General features: G+C 42.4%; 13 protein-coding genes. 8 read left to right on the top strand and 5 right to left on the bottom strand.

What is annotated here, in order from left to right; genetic code table 11:
* The first annotated feature begins 45 nt into the window (after positions 1–45).
* The gene (gene pta, locus GTU69_RS07085) at positions 46–2,187 is read left to right on the top strand and encodes a phosphate acetyltransferase (protein ID WP_086197490.1); all 2,142 of its coding nucleotides are present in this window, start codon (positions 46–48) and stop codon (positions 2,185–2,187) included.
* 112 nt (positions 2,188–2,299) lie between these two features.
* On the opposite strand, the gene GTU69_RS07080 is transcribed toward pta, so the two are convergent.
* On the bottom strand, positions 2,300–2,911 hold the full coding sequence (locus GTU69_RS07080) for a class I SAM-dependent methyltransferase (RefSeq protein WP_166169326.1): 612 nt from the start codon (positions 2,909–2,911) through the stop codon (positions 2,300–2,302).
* Positions 2,912–3,533: 622 nt separating this feature from the next.
* Between GTU69_RS07080 and GTU69_RS07075 the strand changes: the two genes are divergently transcribed.
* Positions 3,534–5,060 (top strand): fumarate hydratase, encoded by a 1,527-nt coding sequence (locus tag GTU69_RS07075; protein WP_166169324.1) that lies wholly within the window; start codon positions 3,534–3,536, stop codon positions 5,058–5,060.
* A gap of 54 nt (positions 5,061–5,114) precedes the next feature.
* Here the strand turns inward: GTU69_RS07075 and GTU69_RS07070 are convergent, their stop codons facing one another.
* From GTU69_RS07070 to tig, 4 genes are all read right to left on the bottom strand, one after another.
* Positions 5,115–5,828 (bottom strand): DUF2846 domain-containing protein, encoded by a 714-nt coding sequence (locus GTU69_RS07070; RefSeq protein ID WP_166169322.1) that lies wholly within the window; start codon positions 5,826–5,828, stop codon positions 5,115–5,117.
* Positions 5,829–6,014: 186 nt separating this feature from the next.
* On the bottom strand, positions 6,015–7,325 hold the full coding sequence (clpX, locus tag GTU69_RS07065; protein ID WP_166169320.1) for an ATP-dependent protease ATP-binding subunit ClpX: 1,311 nt from the start codon (positions 7,323–7,325) through the stop codon (positions 6,015–6,017).
* Between the two features lie 27 nt (positions 7,326–7,352).
* Positions 7,353–7,958, bottom strand: coding sequence for an ATP-dependent Clp endopeptidase proteolytic subunit ClpP (gene clpP, locus GTU69_RS07060; protein ID WP_086175809.1), 606 nt, complete (start codon positions 7,956–7,958; stop codon positions 7,353–7,355).
* Between the two features lie 191 nt (positions 7,959–8,149).
* On the bottom strand, positions 8,150–9,481 hold the full coding sequence (gene tig, locus GTU69_RS07055; RefSeq protein WP_166169318.1) for a trigger factor: 1,332 nt from the start codon (positions 9,479–9,481) through the stop codon (positions 8,150–8,152).
* Between the two features lie 720 nt (positions 9,482–10,201).
* Between tig and GTU69_RS07050 the strand changes: the two genes are divergently transcribed.
* The 6 genes from GTU69_RS07050 to leuA all read left to right on the top strand — a co-directional run bounded on the left by GTU69_RS07050 (position 10,202) and on the right by leuA (position 19,718).
* A complete protein-coding gene (locus tag GTU69_RS07050) occupies positions 10,202–12,463 on the top strand; it encodes a TonB-dependent siderophore receptor (RefSeq protein ID WP_166169316.1) in 2,262 nt (753 codons plus the stop codon).
* 107 nt (positions 12,464–12,570) lie between these two features.
* A complete protein-coding gene (locus GTU69_RS07045; RefSeq protein ID WP_166169314.1) occupies positions 12,571–13,254 on the top strand; it encodes a Fe2+-dependent dioxygenase in 684 nt (227 codons plus the stop codon).
* Between the two features lie 354 nt (positions 13,255–13,608).
* The gene (locus GTU69_RS07040; RefSeq protein WP_166169312.1) at positions 13,609–15,858 is read left to right on the top strand and encodes a catecholate siderophore receptor Fiu; all 2,250 of its coding nucleotides are present in this window, start codon (positions 13,609–13,611) and stop codon (positions 15,856–15,858) included.
* Between the two features lie 109 nt (positions 15,859–15,967).
* On the top strand, positions 15,968–16,651 hold the full coding sequence (locus tag GTU69_RS07035; protein WP_166169396.1) for a Fe2+-dependent dioxygenase: 684 nt from the start codon (positions 15,968–15,970) through the stop codon (positions 16,649–16,651).
* Positions 16,648–17,751, top strand: a complete 1,104-nt coding sequence (locus GTU69_RS07030; RefSeq protein ID WP_166169310.1) for an alpha-hydroxy acid oxidase — start codon at positions 16,648–16,650, stop codon at positions 17,749–17,751. Before GTU69_RS07035 ends, GTU69_RS07030 begins: the two co-directional genes overlap by 4 nt.
* Positions 17,752–18,020: 269 nt before the next feature.
* On the top strand, positions 18,021–19,718 hold the full coding sequence (gene leuA, locus GTU69_RS07025) for a 2-isopropylmalate synthase (RefSeq protein WP_166169308.1): 1,698 nt from the start codon (positions 18,021–18,023) through the stop codon (positions 19,716–19,718).
* Positions 19,719–19,797: the final 79 nt, after the last annotated feature.

Raw genomic sequence — 19,797 nt, 5'->3', positions numbered from 1 at the left:
TCTACGTATGCTTTCAATAAATCCCTTTATGATTTAGAAAAAATTATGAAAACAATACTTTTGGTTCCTACAGAAATTGGTGTTGGCTTAACGTCTGCATGTCTTGGTTTAATTTATGCATTGGAATGCCAAGGTGTAAAAGCAGGTTTTCTAAAGCCTTTCTCTCAAGAATTACAGCCTGAAGCAGATCGCACCACTGCACTGTATCGTCACCTGTTCAAGCATGAAACCGTTGAACCGATTTCCTATGCGGCCCTGACTGAACGTTTAAAAAATGATGAAAATGACGAGCTGCTTGAAGATGCAGTACGTTTACACCGTGAAATTTCCAAACATCACGATGTCATTATTGTAGAAGGCGTGCTACCAAACGGACGTGATCCTTTTGCGACAGAGCTCAATGCCACTCTGGCGAAAGCGCTTGATGCCAAAGTGATTATTGTCAGCAATGCCGACATTAACAACGCGGCAAAAACCGCGGCAAAAGTTGACAATCAATTACGCTTCTTTGGTGGTGCAACTTGCGAGCGTACTGCAGGCGTATTGTTCATGCGTACTAAAGGTTTGCCGGAAGATTCTGCACAAATTCCGGTTACGCTTGATCCAAACCTGCGTTTAATTAGCGATACCAACCGATTTGTGAGTGCGATTCAAAGCACGCACCCAATGATTGGTAAAGACTGTATGCCAGTCATTGGCTTAGTTCCATTCAGCAACACTTTAAGTGTGCCACGTATGTCTGACTTGGCTGTGCACATTTCTGCAGAATGGATTAATCAAGGCGAAGCAGCCCAACGCCGTGTATTACACAGCAGCTTAATTGCATCGAATATTGAACACGAAATGCATAAATTCGTGGCAGGTGAACTCATCATCAGCGGTTCTGATCGTGTTGATGTCTTGCTTGCAAGTAGCTTGGCAAGCAGTAATGGCATTCCACTGGCAGGTTTGGTTTTAACTGAACATCAGGCACCAAGCACTCAAGCTTTAGAATTCTGTCAAACAGCAATCAAAAATGGCTTGCCAATTTTACACACCAAATTGAGCACTTTTGACACAGCACAACAATTGCTGAATTTAAGCAATGAAATTCCGGTAGATGATACCGAGCGTGCTGAGCAGGTGACCCGTTTCGTGGCCAGCCACATCAATGCAGACTGGTTAACGCAGTTAATCAGCGATACACATAAACCACGTTTGTCCCCTTCTGCATTCCGTCATGAACTGGTACAAAAATCAATTGCAGCGAAAAAGCGCATTGTTCTTCCTGAAGGGGACGAACCACGTACCATTCAGGCCGCAGCAATTTGTCAATCTCGTGGAATTGCCCACTGTATTCTACTGGCAAAACCTGAAGCTGTGGTTGAAGTAGCAAAAGCACGTGGAATTGAATTACCGCATGATTTAGAAATTCTTGACCCAGACCTGATTCGCGAGAATTATGTCGGGAAAATGGTTGATCTACGTAAAGGTAAACTCAACGAGTTACAAGCGCGTGAACAGCTACAAGACACGGTAGTTTTAGGCACCATGATGCTGGCTCTTGATCAGGTTGATGGCTTGGTATCTGGCGCAGTACACACGACAGCCAACACGGTTCGTCCTGCATTCCAGTTAATCAAGACTGCACCGGATTACTCACTGGTATCTTCAGTATTCTTTATGCTGTTGCCAGATGAAGTTTATGTCTATGGTGACTGTGCGATTAATCCTGATCCAGATGCAGAACAACTGGCTGAAATTGCAATTCAATCTGCAGACTCTGCTAAAGCGTTTGGTATTGACCCGCGCATCGCGATGATTTCTTATTCAACCGGTACTTCAGGTGCAGGGGCAGATGTAGAAAAAGTAGCCAAAGCGACTGAAATTGCCAAGCAACGCCGTCCAGACTTACTGATTGATGGTCCATTGCAATATGACGCAGCTTCGGTTGAAAGCGTAGGTCAGTCTAAAGCACCAGGCTCGCCAGTTGCAGGTCGCGCGAATGTATTTATTTTCCCTGACTTGAACACAGGTAACACTACCTATAAAGCAGTGCAACGTTCTGCCAATGTGGTGAGTGTTGGTCCAATGTTACAAGGCCTGAACAAACCTGTGAATGACTTATCACGTGGTGCATTGGTCGATGACATCGTGTTCACGATCGCACTGACTGCAATTCAGGCAGAGCAACAAGCGGCTCAATAATTCGTAAATTTAAGTTTTCCAAACCATCTGATTGAAAAATTGGGTGGTTTTTTTTTTGATATTTTAAAATTTAACTTATCTATTCACCGACATTTTATTAAGCATGGCTTAATCAAAACTTTTGCGCCAACCACACCGTATGTCCTGTACAGTCCTGATCTTCCGCGACTATCTTTACCACTTCAAAACCGTGATCTTTCAATAATTGGCGATATTCATCTTGCGACAAACTGGCATGATACAGTACATCACCAAACAGATCTCCAAGAGCCTCTCCATGACTTGGCCCACTGGTGAACATCAAAGCTGCCCCTGTTTCAGCCAACTTAGAAAACTGAGCAAACATCTTGCGCTGATCATCTTGAGTCAAATGAAAAAAACTGTCCCACGCTAAAATCCCTTGAAACTTTTGACCTAAATCCAGCTGACGCATGTCTGCCTGAATCCAGTGCTGTTTAGGAAAGTTGTGCTTTGCCATTTCAATCATCGTATCTGAGCTATCCACACCCGTCACGGCATGACCTTGTTCAATTAAATAAGCCGCAACTGGTTTTCCCGAGCCACAGCCCAAATCCAGTATTTGAGCATGTTCAGGAATCAACGAAAGAAAATGATCGAGCCAGGTTTTTTCATACAGAAACTGGCCGCGTAATTCTGTCCATGCACGTGCATGTTTCTTATAAATTTTAATGATATTTTTCGCAAACTCAGACTGATCGTTCATGAGCAGTTTTTCTAAATGTTATTCTCAAGAGTATAGGCAGATTTAGATCCAGATTTGAAGATTTGAAGATTTGAAGATTTGAAGATTTGAAGATTTGAAGATTTGAAGATTTGAAGATTTGAAGATTTAGAATGTTTTTATTTTTGAGAAAATTTAAAGCAAAAAAAGAAGATAAAGCCTGTGCCTAATCTTCTTGCTGACCGAAACCCTATCACTGCAGGATATAAAGAAAAATTCATGACGGGAGCAATTGAAGGACGTCTGTATTTATCAGATGAGATTTGATGCACTTATGATGTAAAAATTTTAGGGCAAATTTATGACAACTTGACCACCTTTAACCCGAATAAGAAAACAGAAAAATTAAATTTTACTTTTCAATAATTCCAGATAAGAAATAAATTAAAACCATGTTAATCAATATCTTAAATGTAATTTTTACCCGAAACAAGGATTACCCTTATCATCTCTATGACAAAAATCACTCAAAAAACGACCATTCATTTGTGCTGAAATTCACCATTAAACTTTCGGCCAAAAAGCATTCAAAATGCCCACAAAACCTGCTTTTTATCTTATAATTTAGCCCGCTAGCTAACAGCCCGCTCAAGAGATATTTGATATGACAACTATTATCAAGCAAGATGACTTGATCACATCGGTAAAAGATGCGCTTCAGTTTATTTCTTACTATCATCCACAAGACTTTATCCTAGCGATGAGCCGTGCCTATGATCGTGAAGAGAACAAAGCCGCAAAAGATGCTATTGCACAAATCTTAATTAACTCCCGTATGTGTGCAGAAGGCCACCGTCCTATCTGTCAAGATACCGGGATTGTGAACGTATTTCTTGAAGTGGGTTTAGACGTTAAATTTGATTTAACCATGAGCCTGGACGATGCAATCAATGAAGGTGTACGTCAAGGTTACCTGGAAAGCTCTAACGTACTTCGCGCATCAGTTTTAGCTGATCCTGCATTTGGCCGTAAAAACACCAAAGACAACACCCCTGCAGTAATCCATTACAAACTCGTACCAGGCAACAAAGTCGACATTACTGTTGCTGCCAAGGGCGGTGGTTCAGAAAATAAATCTAAACTTGCCATGTTGAACCCATCTGATTCAATCGTGGACTGGGTACTGAAAACTGTTCCAACCATGGGTGCAGGCTGGTGTCCTCCAGGTATGCTCGGTATCGGTATTGGTGGTACTGCTGAAAAAGCCATGATGCTTGCCAAAGAAGCATTGATGGAAGAGATCAATATGGACGAATTGCTTCGTCGTGGTCCACAAAGCAAAATGGAAGAACTCCGTATCGAGATCTTCGAAAAAGTAAATGCCTTAGGTATTGGCGCTCAAGGTCTTGGCGGCTTAACCACTGTTCTTGATATCAAAATCAAAGATTATCCATGTCACGCTGCGGGTAAACCGGTCGGTATGATTCCGAACTGTGCTGCAACTCGTCATGCACACTTCCAGTTAGACGGTAGCGGTGTTGCACATATTCAAGCACCTAAACTTGAAGACTATCCGGCTGTAACTTGGGATTCTTCATCTTCTAAACGTGTTGACCTGGACAACATCACACAAGAAGAAATGAACTCGTGGAAACCAGGCGATACTTTATTGCTTAACGGTACAATCTATACTGGTCGTGACGCTGCGCACAAACGTATGGTTGACATGTTGAACAAAGGTGAAGAGCTTCCTGTAGATCTTAAAGGAAAATTCATTTACTACGTTGGCCCAGTTGATCCTGTAGGTGATGAAGTAGTTGGTCCTGCTGGTCCGACAACAGCTACACGTATGGACAAATTCACTCGCCAAGTGCTTGAAGCAACTGGCTTGTACGGCATGATTGGTAAAGCTGATCGTGGTCCTGCTGCTGTTGAAGCGATTAAAGACAACAAAGCAACTTACTTGATGGCTGTCGGTGGTGCTGCTTACTTAGTATCAAAAGCAATTCGCGAAGCTGAAGTTGTGGCCTTTGCTGACTTGGGTATGGAAGCAATCTACAAATTTGTCGTTAAAGACATGCCTGTTTCTGTAGCTGTAGATGTGAACGGTACTTCAATTCACGCGACTGCTCCAAAAATCTGGCAAGCAAAAATTGGTAAAATTCCAGTAGTTGACGCTGCTGCGAACTAATCATTCCAAGCTAAAAAAAGCACCCATTAGGGTGCTTTTTTTATATTAAGATGATTACCATGTCAGTGGATTCCAAATCTTAAATGGCTGAGTCAGTTGCACATCTTCTGCTGGATCATATTTTGCAGGTTTCAGCTTTTGCGCTTTCTTACGCAACTTCCCACTATTTTGATCGAGCGCAACAAAGTTATAACTTTCTGACTTCAGCTGAGTATAGGCGATTTCATTTAAGCCCGTTTTTTCCGGCATCAAGATTAAAGGCCCCGAAACTTCACGACGGGTAGTTAAGTTTTCTTCATCATACTTAATAAAATAAGACTGTCCTGCCTGCACGGTAAAATCCAGATATTTGGGCTTTTGGAAATGCTGTACCCCCACAGGGCGGCTAGCGGATATGCGATAGGTTCCGGCAGGCAGTTCTACCCAGTAATAATGATTGTTTAATAAACTTGGAATACGTTCACTATTGATAAACAAGCTGGATGCCACAATTTCCTGACGGTTCCACTTACTATCAGGACGGTATAAATAAACAATCGCAGCCTGATCATTCTGTGCCTGAACTGGCTGAAAGCGCTGTCCTATCTTTTGATTAACCCAAGCACCAATGCTAAATATGCCAAAATGGTACTGTTCCAACAATCCCGGTTCATGTTCAGTATTGACAGGTTTTAAGGTCGATGTCGCTTGAGTGTGTTCCATAGCAGATTTGCCATGGCATCCCAATAAAATAAAGCTTGCACAGACTGCAATACAGACTCCACGCATGATTTTCCCTCACCGCGTATTTTTTTATTTTTGTACTAAACTGAATTAAGCACTTCATTGTTTGCTATATATTGATTTTATTTCGGCGTCCACGCCGAGTTCTTCAGATTAACATTAGGTTTTATTTTTGGAAATAAAAAACGCGCGAAAACACAAGTTTTCCGCGCGTTTCTGACGAATAGCGAATTAAGCAGATTTAGAATTTATCACTTTTAAATCTACTTTAGCCTCATTTTCAGTCTCTGATTTAGGCTGACGTTCTGCTTTTAACACTGGTTTTGCTTCACCTGCAATCACTGCATCATTCACAATCACAGTCCCGACATCGGTACGGCTTGGTAAATCATACATGGTTTCAAGTAATGCATTTTCTAGGATTGAACGCAGACCACGTGCACCGGTATTACGTTCCAAAGCTTTTTTTGCCACGGCACGTAATGCTGAATCTTCAAATACCAGATCCACATGCTCCATATCAAACAAATATTGATATTGACGGGTTAAGGCATTTTTTGGCTCAGTCAGAATCTGCATCAAGGCTTCTTCATCCAGCTCATCCAGAGTTGCGATGACCGGCAAACGACCAATAAATTCTGGAATCAAGCCAAATTTCACCAAGTCTGTTGCTTCAACCTGACGGAACAAATCAGACAACTTTCGGGTTTCATTTTTGTTCTTCACTTCAGCAGTGAAACCGATCCCGCCTTTTTCCTGACGCTGTTGTACGATTTTCTCTAGGCCAGAGAAGGCACCGCCACAGATAAACAGGATATTTGAGGTATCAATCTGAATGAACTCTTGCTGCGGATGCTTGCGACCACCTTGTGGCGGGATTGAGGCAACCGTACCTTCGATCATTTTCAACAACGCCTGCTGAACACCTTCACCAGATACATCACGGGTAATTGATGGGTTTTCAGATTTACGGGTAATCTTGTCAATCTCGTCGATATAGATAATACCCTTTTGCGCTTTTTCTACATCATAGTCGGCTTTTTGCAACAGCTTCTGTACGATGTTTTCCACATCTTCACCGACATAACCCGCTTCAGTAAGCGTGGTTGCATCGGCCATGGCAAATGGAACATCCAGCAAACGCGCTAAAGTCTGTGCAAGTAGGGTTTTACCCGAGCCTGTTGGCCCAACTAAAAGAATGTTACTTTTCGCCAGTTCAACCGCATCATCATGCTTATGGCCGCTATGGGTCACTTTTAGACGCTTGTAATGGTTATACACTGCAACTGAAAGCGTTTTCTTGGCAACATCCTGACCAATGACATATTGATCAAGTGCGGCACGAATTTCGTGTGGCTTAGGCAACGGTTTGCTCGCCCAATCGCCTGATTCAACTTGCTGGCTGGTTTGGACTAAATCTAGGCATACGTCCACACACTCATTACAGATGTAAGCGTCCTCACCTGCAATCAGTTTCCCGACTTCAGACTGCGTTTTACCGCAAAATGAACAATGCTTTTGTCCTTGAGGATGATCGGACATATTCACTCCAATATAAAAATCTGAAAATTATGGACGTTTAGTAAGTACTTCATCCACGAGACCGTATTCTTTGGCAGCCTGTGCTGTCATAAAGTTATCACGGTCAGTATCTCTGGCAACAGTTTCATAGTCTTGACCACTATGCTCTGCCATTAAACGGTTTAAACGTTCTTTAATAAATAGAATTTCACGCGCATGAATTTCAATATCCGATGCCTGACCACGGAAACCACCAAGTGGCTGGTGAATCATCACACGGGCATTTTCCAGGCAATAACGTTTACCCTTAGCACCTGCATTAAGCAGGAATGCACCCATAGAGGCTGCCTGTCCCATACAATACGTCACGACATCAGGTTTAATGAATTGCATGGTATCGTAAATGGCCATACCTGCAGTTACTGAACCACCTGGTGAATTAATATAGAGGTGTATATCTTTATCTGGGTTCTCTGCTTCTAAAAACAACATTTGAGCAACAATTAAATTTGCCATGTTGTCTTCAACTTCACCGGTTAAGAAGATGACGCGTTCACGCAAAAGACGTGAGAAAATATCGAAAGAACGCTCACCACGAGACGACTGTTCAACCACCACTGGCACTAAAGCGTTATCAATTGTTGGAACATACATACGTTATTTATTCCTAAATTTTTTGTTACTCAACTCATAGTCACAATATGAGGGATAATTGCCGAAAATGCAAAATATTCCCAATTAAATAACAGATATTTTTTATATAAGCATTGTGAATTCAGGACAGGTCACGATAAGCCTGTACATAAAAAAAGGCGCATGATGCGCCTTTTTTCGGTCAGCTAAGCTTAGCCTTGTTGACGAGCTTGTTGCTCTTTCAATAAGTCTTCATAGCTTACTTTTTTGTCAGTCACTTTAGCAGATGCCAAGATGTGATCAACTACTTGATCTTCTAATACAACAGCTTCGATTTGAGCACGTTGCTGTTTGTCATTTTTGAAGTATTCAATCACTTCAGTTGGGTCTTCGTAAGAAGAAGCCATGTCTTCGATGTAAGCTTCAACGCGAGCAGCATCAACTTCAATTTTAGCATCAGCTAAAACTTTGCTTACTAACACGCCAAGTTTTACAGATTTTTCAGCTTGTTCTTTGAACAGGTCATCTGGAAGCATGCTGCTGTCAAATGCTTTTGCACCTTGAGCACCAAACTGTTGAGTGAACTGTTGAATCATTTGCTGACGTTGACGATCAATTTCTTGAGACAACATAGAAGCAGGAACTTCAACTTCGTTTGCAGCTACAAGTGCATCGAAAGTCGCGCCTTTCACTTGGTTACGAAGACCGTTTTTCACTTCACGTTCCATGTTTTTACGAACGTCAGCTTTTAATTTTTCAACGCCTTCTTCTTCAGTTAGACCAAAGATTTTCAAGAATTCAGCATCAACTTCTGGAAGTTTTTGTTTTTCAACTAGCTTCACAGTGATTTTGAATTGAGCAGCTTTACCAGCAAGGTTTTCAGCCTGGTAGTCTTCAGGGAAAGTAACATCAATTACTTTCTCTTCGCCTTTCTTCATACCAACGATACCGTCTTCGAAGCCAGGGATCATACGACCAGAACCTAACACCAGTTTAAAGTCAGTTGCAGAACCGCCTTCAAATTTTTCGCCATCTACTGAACCTTCAAAGTCGAAAGTAACTTGCATGTCTTTTTTAGCCATGCCTTTGGTTTCAGTCCAGCTTGCACGTTGCTTTTGAAGGTTTTCGATCATTTGATCAACGTCTTTGTCGTTGACTTCAGTTGCTTTACGTTCAACTTCTAGACCGTCAAATTTAACTTCAACTTCTGGATAAACTTCTACAGTTGCTTCATAAACAAGAGCGTCTTCTTTATTTTCAACTTTTTCAATGTTTGGCATGCCAACAGCATTGATTTTCTCTTGTTGAATCGCTTCGAATACTGTGTCACGAATTACATCGTTCACAACTTCTTGATAAATGCCTGCGCCATATTCACGACGTACTACATTTAAAGGCACTTTACCTGGACGGAAGCCGTTGATCTTCACAGTTTTAGCAGTGCGTTTTAAACGAGCTTCAAATTGCTCGTTCACACGGCTCGTCGGTACAGATACATTTAAACGACGGGCAACGCCCGAAACCGCTTCAGAAGTTACTTGCATGGCTTCCTCGATATAGAAATAGTAATTGCAATTTTGAAAGTGCCACATTATATGACAACATGGAAAGATATACAAAACCGGATGTTTTAACCATTAAATTTTAAGTATTCTGATCATAAAAGTCTGGCTTAATTACAACTTTGAACATCTGTAGTGTATAAACATCGCCATTTTCTATATTTTTTTTACCGCTTTCGCCTATTTTTCGCTGTTTGATACTTTTTATTTCAGTATTTTTTCTGGCTATCTTTTGTGGTTCTCATTCAGCCCTATTTTAGCCACAGTTCATAATTTTTGTCTAAATTCCCTGTTCTTCCTGCAAAAAGCTCTTTTGAGTAGAAATTTCATGATCACGTTCCCTATTTTTATTTTTTACGGAAAAGATTATGTACTTAAAACCAAGAATAGCCTTTAAAAGTAGAATTACACGCTTGGACTCAGCATAAACATTGAGTACAAAATGAAATTTTTGTTGGTGATTTGCCATATCACTGTTAAAAAAAATTAGCATCAATATTCTCAATTAAAAATATAAAAACCATAGAAATATAAAATATACATATAAATCAAATATTTAAATTAGAGCAATTACATTATTTGATTCAAAAAACAAATTGATAACTTAAAAATGATTACCAATTACAATTGTAACTCGTGGTGATAAAAAATAAGAATCATTATTATTCTCATACGTTTTCACAGTACCCTTTTGAGTTCGAAATGGCCTTCATTAAAACACGCAAAAAAATCGTATCTTCTGCGATTGTTTCCTCACTTTCAGTGATGGCAGCGAATGCATTTGCACAAGATCAAGTTGCTCAACTTGAAACTATTCATACTCAGGCGGAAGCAGAAACAACTCAAGGTTTAAAAGTAGACCAATCTGCCAACTCCAAGTTTGTTGCTCCTTTGCTGGATACGCCTAAATCAGTTTCTGTAATTTCAAAGCAATTGATTGAAGATACTCAAGTGACAACTTTAAGCGATGCTTTGCGTACAGTGCCTGGTATTACTTTAGGGGCTGGTGAAGGGGGTAACCCGAATGGCGACCGTCCATTTATTCGCGGTTATAACTCAGAAAGTTCCATGTATGTCGATGGTGTGCGTAATGCCACTTCACAAAACCGTGAAATGTTTGCTGTAGAACAGGTTGAAGTGACCAAAGGTTCTGCATCTGCAATGGGCGGTGCAGGTACGACTGGTGGTAGCGTTAACATGATTTCTAAAGTTGCCAAAAAAGGCGACTCATTAGAAGGTTCTGTTGGTGCAGGTACGGACAATTACCAACGTATTACTTTAGATGGCAACAAAGATTTTGGTAATGGTATTGCTGCCCGTGTGGCAGTAATGGGCCACCATAATGAAAAAGCCGGTCAAGCCGATGGGACTGAATACAAACGTGCCGGGATCGCTCCAAGTATTACTTTTGGTTTAGACACCCCTACCCGTGCAACTTTAAGTTATTACTACCTAAAAACAGATGATACCCCTGATTCAGGTGTACCCTACAACAACCCAACTGGATATTCCCAATATTCAGGAAAACCAATTGATGTCAAACAAGGCATTTACTACGGTTGGGAAGATCGTGATTTCCAAAAACAGGAAAATCAGGTGGGTACAATCAAGTTAGAACATGACCTGACTGATAATCTAACCATTTCAAATACCGCAGTTTATAACAGCTCTAAAAATGATTATCTGTGGACCAACCCAGATGATTCTCAAGGAAACATTTATAAAACCGGTAATGTATGGGCACGTGTAAACTCTCGTGTTGCCGATACAGATACCTTTACCGACCAATTAGCATTAACCGGTAAATTCAATACTGGTGCGCTCAAGCATAGTTTTAACTTAGGTGCAGAGTATTCAGATCAAGAAACAGATCGTACCCAATACATTATTGATGGTGTTAATGCTACAGGTAATGTACATAATGCCTGTAATGCTGGCGATATCACTTCGGGCTGGTGTACTTCCGTACAAAACCCAAACCGAGGCCCATGGAACGGCTCTATTAGCACAGAGGGGGCTGATCAGTACAATATTCAAAGCAAATCAACATCTGTTTATTTCTTGGACAGTATTGAATTCAATCCACAATGGATTTTAGATTTGGGCGTGCGTTGGGACAAATTTGATACCCAGCAAACCATGATTGCAGGTAGTAAAAATACTGTTGTTCCCCCAGGCACTGTACGCAAAGCAGAAAATGACAATGATTTCTTCAACTATCAAGCCGGCATTACTTACAAACCTGTAGAAAATGGCTCTATTTATGCAAGCTATGCGACTTCAGCGAATCCGGTTGGTGTTGATGGAGGTGATGGTTCTGAATCATTCAGCAATCAAAGCAGCTCTACTAGCCTAGAACAGGCAAATTACCTCAACAATCTAAAACCTGAAGAAGTTCGCACCATGGAACTTGGCACGAAGTGGGATTTATTTAATGATAAATTAAACTTAACTGCAGCAATCTTCCGTACCGAGAAAACAAATACACGAGCTGTTGATACAGATGGTTTTACACGAAATATTGGTGAAACTCGTGTAGATGGTCTTGAGCTGGGTGCAAACGGCAACATCACGGATAAATGGGCAGTTTCTGCGGGTTATACTTATTTAGATAGTGAATTGGTTGATGATGGTGCTGGTACAAATGATGGCAAGCAAGTTCAAAACGTTGCAAAAAATTCAGCCACCCTGTGGACCACTTACCAAGTACTCCCACAGTTAACTTTCGGTGCTGGTGCAACTGCAATGGATAAAGTTTATGCGAATGCAGCTAATACCAAATACGTTCCAGGTTATGTACGTTACGATGCCATGGCACGTTATAACGTTAACGAAAATGTTGACCTGCAATTGAATGTCAATAACCTGTCTGACGAACGCTATTTCACTAAAGCGTATGCCTCTCACTACGCCACTGAAGCAGAAGGTCGTAGTGCAGTATTATCGCTAAATTTCAAATACTAAGCTCAATTAAAACCATAAATTAATTATGGATTTAATCTAAAATAGCCTCATAATAATGAGGCTATTTTTATAGCTAAAAGAATTCATTCTTCCAAAGGTGTATTGTCGTGATCCATCATATTCCTAACGTCCTGAGTAAAGAACAAGTTCAATATTTCCGTGATGAAATGGCAAAAATTGAATGGGTCAATGGTAAAGTCACTGCCGGTACACTGTCTGCCACAGTCAAACAAAACCAGCAACTGCCTGAAGATCATCCCCTGACTCATCACTTAAGTACCATCATTTTAGAATCATTGGGTCAGCATCCCTTATTTTTATCTGCGGCCATTCCTCTCGACATTATTCCGCCACTGTTTAACCGTTATGAAAACAATGAAGCTTTTGGTTTTCATGTCGACAATTCCATCCGTCGCATCCGTGGCAGCAATGACCGCTTACGCACGGACTTGTCCTGCACGGTTTTTTTAAGCGACCCGGAAGAATATGAAGGTGGCGACCTGGTGGTTGAAGACACCTATGGCTATCATGAGGTTAAACTACCCGCGGGCGATATGATCCTCTACCCTTCCACCAGTGTGCATGAAGTCACGCCAGTAACTTCAGGCTGCCGTCTCGCATCTTTCTTTTGGGTACAAAGCATGATCCGTGATGATGCGGAACGCCATATGCTGTTTAATCTGGATCAGTCCATTCAGAACTTGCGTATGCAGTTGGGTGACAAGCACGAAGAGGTCATTAAACTCACCAATCTCTATCATAATTTAATGCGTAAATGGGCTGAACTCTAATGTCGAAGCAATAATAGGCTCAGCATTCAAATATCCCTCTACTCATGATGGTTTTTATTTGGCTAAAGCTGAGACATTTCAGTATAAGTGAGTATAAAAATCTCAGCCTAATCATCATTCTTTTTCATTAGTGCAATGGATTCAGCACATCCACTGCGCTTTTTTAAACAGCATTTTAAATAAAAACCAATAATCTTCTATAAATTTATTGCAAATAATAATTATTATCATTAATATTTACATCACTGTTACAATCCATAACAATCTATCCACTTTTAGTTCCAGATTACTGACCACAAAAGTTGCAAAACAGTATTGGAATTCCGTCATATACGAAACTAGGGATGACTGACCATGGCACACATCAAAAGCCGTAAACACCACAGAAATGCTCAACTGGTTGCCTTAGCGGCCTCGTTCCCGCTCATGACTCATGCAGCAGCAAACAATGGTGTCACTCAGCTGCCAACCATTACCGTGGAATCTAAAGCAGAAAATAAATATAAAGCCGATAGCGTCAGCTCCCCAAAATATACCCAGCCACTGGTAGATACCCCGCAAACCGTTTCCGTGATTAAAAAAGAACTATTAAAAGAACAAGGTGCGACGTCTTTAGTTGAAGCCTTAAGAAACACACCGGGAATTACCCTGCAACTGGGTGAAAATGGCAATACCAGTGCCGGCGATGCCTTTCAAATGCGCGGTTTTTCTACGCAAACCTCTACCTATGTCGATGGTATCCGTGATTTAGGTGCAGTCACCCGCGATATCTTTAACGTGGAACAGATTGAAGTGGTCAAAGGCCCTTCTGGTGCGGAAGCTGGTCGTGGTGCAGCATCAGGGTATATCAACCTGGCCAGCAAACTGCCTCAAACTGAAAATAACCGTGAAGTTTCTGCCACTTACAATACTGCAGAGCATGCCCGCCTGACTGCTGATATCAATCAGGCGATTAATGATGGCATTGCAGTTCGTTTAAATGCCATGGGACAGGACGGCGGCGTTGAAGGCCGCGACTTTATTGAAAACAACAGCTGGGCCATTGCACCCTCGATTGCTTTTGGCCTGGATAGCGATACGCGCCTGTATCTCTATTCACAGCATATTCGTCAACGCAATATTCCGGATGGCGGTATCCCAACTATTGGTATGAAGGGTTTCTACAATGCCGATTCTGCTTTAGCTTCAGCGCCTCAAGTCAACCGTGAGAATTATTATGGTCACGTCGATGACCATGAAGATGTCGATGCAGATATGTATACGGCAAAAATTGAAAGTGATCTGGCTGAAAAGGTCAAACTGACCAACATCACCCGTTTGGGTAAAACTAGTATGAACCGTGTTTTAACCGGGATAAATACCGGTTCAGCCGGTTTAAGAACCAATGGTTCAACTGACCCGAAAGACTGGGAAGTTAACCGTTCACGTCAGGGTGTCGATCAGGAAAACAAGATTCTGGCTAACCAAACGACGTTGAACCTGAATTTAACAACCGGTGCGATTGAGCATGATGTGGTTGCAGGTTTGGAATTCTTAAAAGAACAGCAACATACAAAAACTATGGCTACACAAATGCCGGGACAAACGACGGTAGCCACATCTTGGGCCAATCTTTATGATCCAAATCGCAATGAAGCAATGCCCGGCCTGATGTATAACGGGGGCTATACCCAGGGTGAAACCGATACAGCTGCTGCCTATTTATTTGACACGCTTAAATTTGGTGAGCGCTTCCAGCTGAATGGTGGAGTACGGGTCGACTATTACGACACCGAATATGATGCTTTGACCTTGCCATCGGGTAGCAGCAGCTTGGTCCCTGCTAGTTTTGGTGCGAATGACACCTTGGTCAGCTGGAAACTGGGCGGCCTATTTAAACCTACGGCTAAAAGTAGCGTATATGCTTCTTATGCCAAATCCCTGACTCCTCCGGGAAGCGCTAACTTTAGCCTTTCAGCAACCGGAATTAACAGTGCTGCTGCCAAACCGCAAGAAACCCATCACTATGAAATTGGCACCAAGTGGGATGTGTTGAATGATCAACTGGCGATCAATGCTGCTGCCTATTACACTGAAAATGAAAACCAGTTTACTCAGGATGCCATTACCCAAGAATCCATTCAACAAGGTAAAACGACCGTCAAAGGGGTTGAACTCAGTGCTGTGGGTAAAATCACGGATGCATGGAATGTATCTGCCGGCGTGGCTCATATGAAAACTGAACAAGAAGACCAGCTCAGCGTGAATGCAACCACTGGAGCAATTACCCGAACCAACAATGTGCGCTGGTCACCGGAATGGACAGCAAGCTTATGGTCTACTTATGATGTTGCCGGCTTTAAACTGGGCTTGGGTGCACGTTATGTCGATGAGCAAAAACGTGTCATTACCGACAGCACGGCAGCGGCGAATATGCCTAACATTCCAGGCTATGTGGTATTTGATGCCATGGCGGGCTACAGCTTGAATAAGAACGCTTCGGTCAACTTGAATGTCTATAATCTGGCAGACAAGGAATACATCAGTACCCTCAATAATGGCGGTGGCCGTGTGATATTAGGACAACCGCGTTCTGCAGCACTGACCTTTAATTATAAGTTTTAAGCAAAACAGTTCATTCTGCCCACTTTAGACCAGATGTAGTGTGTTATATCTAATGCACTACATTATTTATTTTTGAATCCAATTAATGTTAGGGATGCAGATCAAGCTGATGATGTTACATATTCCTGAAATTCTAAGCAAACAGCAGGTTGTCGAGCTACGACAACAATTAGATAACAGTCAGGCCTGGATTCAGGGTCAGCACAGTGCCGGCTTTCAGGCACAAAAAATAAAAAATAATCTACAGATTGATCCCAACAGCATTGCTTATCAATCCTTTGCGGCCAAAATTCTTCAGGCCTTGCAACACAACATCATGCTCAAATCTGCGGCATTGCCCAAGCATATTCTTCCGCCTTTATTTAACTGTTATCAAGATCAGGGGCATTATGGCAACCACGTCGATAATGCCGTGCAATATTCCAGCAGCATCGGACAAGCTATTCGGACTGACGTTTCCATCACCGTGTTTTTATCTGAACCCGATGAATATGCAGGCGGTGAACTGATTGTGGAAGACAATTATGGCAGTCATGAAGTCAAGCTCGATGCGGGAGATGCCATACTCTACCCGGCCACCAGTTTACATCGGGTGGAACCGGTGACCCAAGGCAAACGGATCGCGGCATGTACCTGGATACAAAGCATGGTCAAAGATGACTGGCAACGCAGCATGCTATTTAACCTCGACATGAACATTATTAAATTGCGCCAGCAGATTGGCGATAATGAAGAAATTCTGGGTTTGACCAGTCATTACCATAACCTATTACGCCAATGGGGAGATCTATGAAAACCGTTGCACCCCTTGCTCCCCTCTCGCAGATTCCGCCCTATTTACAGACCCTTGCTGATTATGAAATTCAGGCACAAAAGCATCTGTCTGATATGGTGTGGCAGTACTTGCAAGGCGGCTCTATGGATGAGGTCAGTGTTCGCGACAATCTGGATCAGTTTCAACAGATTCATCTACTACCCCGCATGCTCAAAGACCTGACTCAAGGTCATACCCGCTGTAAAATTTTAGGGCAGGAATATCCGCACCCGATTTTTCTGGCCCCGATTGGACACCAGCAGCAGTTCCATCCTGAAGCTGAAGCAGCAACCGCACTGGCAGCAGAAGTATTGGGCAGCAACATGGTACTCAGTACCTTTAGCAATACCGACATGCGCCAACTGAAACAGGACAATCCGTACAAGTGGTTTCAGCTGTACTGGCAAGGTGACCGGGAAAAATCGCTTGCTTTGGTAAAACTGGCCGAACAGCACAATTTTAAAGCCTTGGTGATTACCGTAGATTCCCCTCATAGCGGTATCCGTGACCGCGAACGCCGGGTATTTTTCCATTTGCCGGAAGGTATGCAGCATCCGCATACAGCGGCGCATATTCCCTTGCCTGAACTGCGTGAGGGAGATCATCCCGTATTTAATGGTTTGATGAAAATTGCACCTACTTGGGAAGATATTGCCTGGATGGTTCAACAAACCTCATTACCCGTTATTTTAAAAGGAATCGTCAATCCGCAGGATGCGCTGCTGGCCATACAGCACGGCGTACAAGGCCTGATTATATCCAATCATGGCGGTCGTGTATTAGATACTTGCATTCCTCCACTGACTGCATTGCAGTTGATTAAAAAAGTGCTGCCGGCCGATTTTCCGCTGCTATACGATGGCGGGATTCGCCGTGGTTCAGATGTGTTTAAAGCCATTGCCCTGGGCGCTGCGGCGGTTTTCATCGGGCGTCCTTATATTTATGGACTGGCAACTGCGGGAGCACTAGGTGTGGCGCATGTGATTAAAATACTGAAGGAAGAATTTGAGATTACCATGGCATTAATGGGAACAGCCACGCTAAATGACATCACTAATGAGTATATTTTCCATAAATAGTGCTGCTTATGGAAAATATTTCCCACACTCCAGTTTTATATGCAAAAAAAGAAAAATATTTCCAGAATAAATCCAGTAAGATTAAGTTATAGCTTTGCAAAAGCTGCGATAAAGCCAAGTGATAGGAATTGATGGTTTTTTTATAACTTTCGACCAATCCTTTTAGGTACCCAGCTTGCAAATTAATAGAATAGACACAATCTATATTTAGTAGTACGTTGCCGTGATCTACCACTGAAAGCAACTGGTGCTACACAAGGAGTTACCTCATGATGTTGGCTGATCCAAGTAAAAAATATCGTCGCATGTACCAGCGTGTAGACTTGCCAGACCGTCAATGGCCAAATAACGAAATTACCAAAGCGCCAATATGGATGAGCACCGACCTTCGTGACGGTAACCAAGCCATTTTTGAACCGATGGATATGGATCAAAAATTCAAGATGTTCCAGATGTTGGTGAAAATTGGTTTCAAGCACATCGAAATCGGTTTCCCGTCTGCATCGCAAATTGACTTTGACTTCACCCGTAAATTGATTGAAGAAGGTCATATTCCGGATGACGTGTACATTGAAGTTTTAGTGCAGGCGCGTGATCATTTAATTCAGCGTACCTTTGAATCTTTGCAAGGTGCAAAACGTGCCATCGTGCATATCTACAACTCAAACTCTCCGACTTTCCGTCAAAAAGTCTTGAATGTCGATGTAGATGGTGCACGTCAGTTAGCAATTAATGCTGCTCAAAAAGTGAAACAATACGCAGCACAATATCCTGAAACTGAATTTGTATTCCAGTACAGTCCAGAATGTTTCTCTGCAACCGAATTGGAAGTGGCAAAAGCGGCCTGTGATGCTGTCACTGAAATCTGGGAAGCATCACCTGAAAATAAAGTGATTTTAAACTTACCTGCAACCGTAGAGGTATCTAGCCCGAATATCTATGCCGACCAAGTGGAGTGGATGCACCGCAATATCGAGCGTCGTGATGGTGTGATTATTTCCGTACACTGCCACAATGACCGTGGTTGTGGTATCGCAGCGACTGAATTGGCGATTATGGCGGGTGCAGACCGTGTCGAAGGTTGTGTGTTTGGCAATGGCGAACGTACCGGTAACGTCGATGTGGCAGCTGTGGCCTTGAACATGTATACCCAGGGTGTTGCACCGCACCTAGATTTCTCCAACATTAACGAAATTATTGCTACTGTGGAAGAATGTACCGGTTTGCCAGTCCACCCTCGCCATCCATATGCAGGCGACTTGGTGTTCACCGCATTCTCCGGTTCACATCAGGATGCGATCAAGAAAGGTTTTGAATTCCAGAAAAATGAAGAAATCTGGGATATGCCTTACTTGCCAATCGATCCTAAAGACTTGGGCCGTGATTACGATGCCGTAATTCGTGTGAATTCACAGTCGGGGAAAGGTGGTATTGCCTACTTGTTAGAATCCAATTACAACGTGGTGTTGCCGCGTCGTTTACAGATTGAATTTTCGCAAGTGGTTCAACAGGTGACTGACGAGCAAGCCAAAGAAGTTTCTGCACAAGACATCTGGGCATTGTTTAAAGATACTTATGTGGCCGTGAAAGATTCCCATTACTCTGCCAAAAACTACAAATTGTCCGATGAAAATGGCAATCAAGTCATTGAGTTAGATATTGAAGTAAACGGCGAAGTTCAGCACTTGCGTGGTGAAGGTAACGGTCCGATCTCAGCCATCTTGAATGCATTACAGTTGCCAATTGATGTGTTGAACTATGAAGAACGCAGTATCGGTTCTGGTGCAAATGCCAAAGCCTTGGCCTTGGTTGAGCTTCAGGTCAAAGGTGCCGGTAAATCAGCCTTTGGTGCTGGAGTGCATGACAACATCGTGACCTCATCTATCGAAGCGATTATTGCCTGCACCAACCGCTTGATTGATCAGGGTGTATTAAGTACAGATCAGGTCATTGCTGCTGCAGTATAAGCTTTATCAAATAAAAAACTTTAGAAAGGATACCCGCAAGTGGTATCCTTTTGTTATTCATCCTAAAGATTTAAGGCGA

Source organism: Acinetobacter sp. SA01, assembly GCF_011319235.1.
Taxonomy (GTDB): Bacteria; Pseudomonadota; Gammaproteobacteria; order Pseudomonadales; family Moraxellaceae; genus Acinetobacter.
Note: the sequence above shows the minus strand (reverse complement) of the source record. Positions and strands in the feature narration are given on the sequence as shown.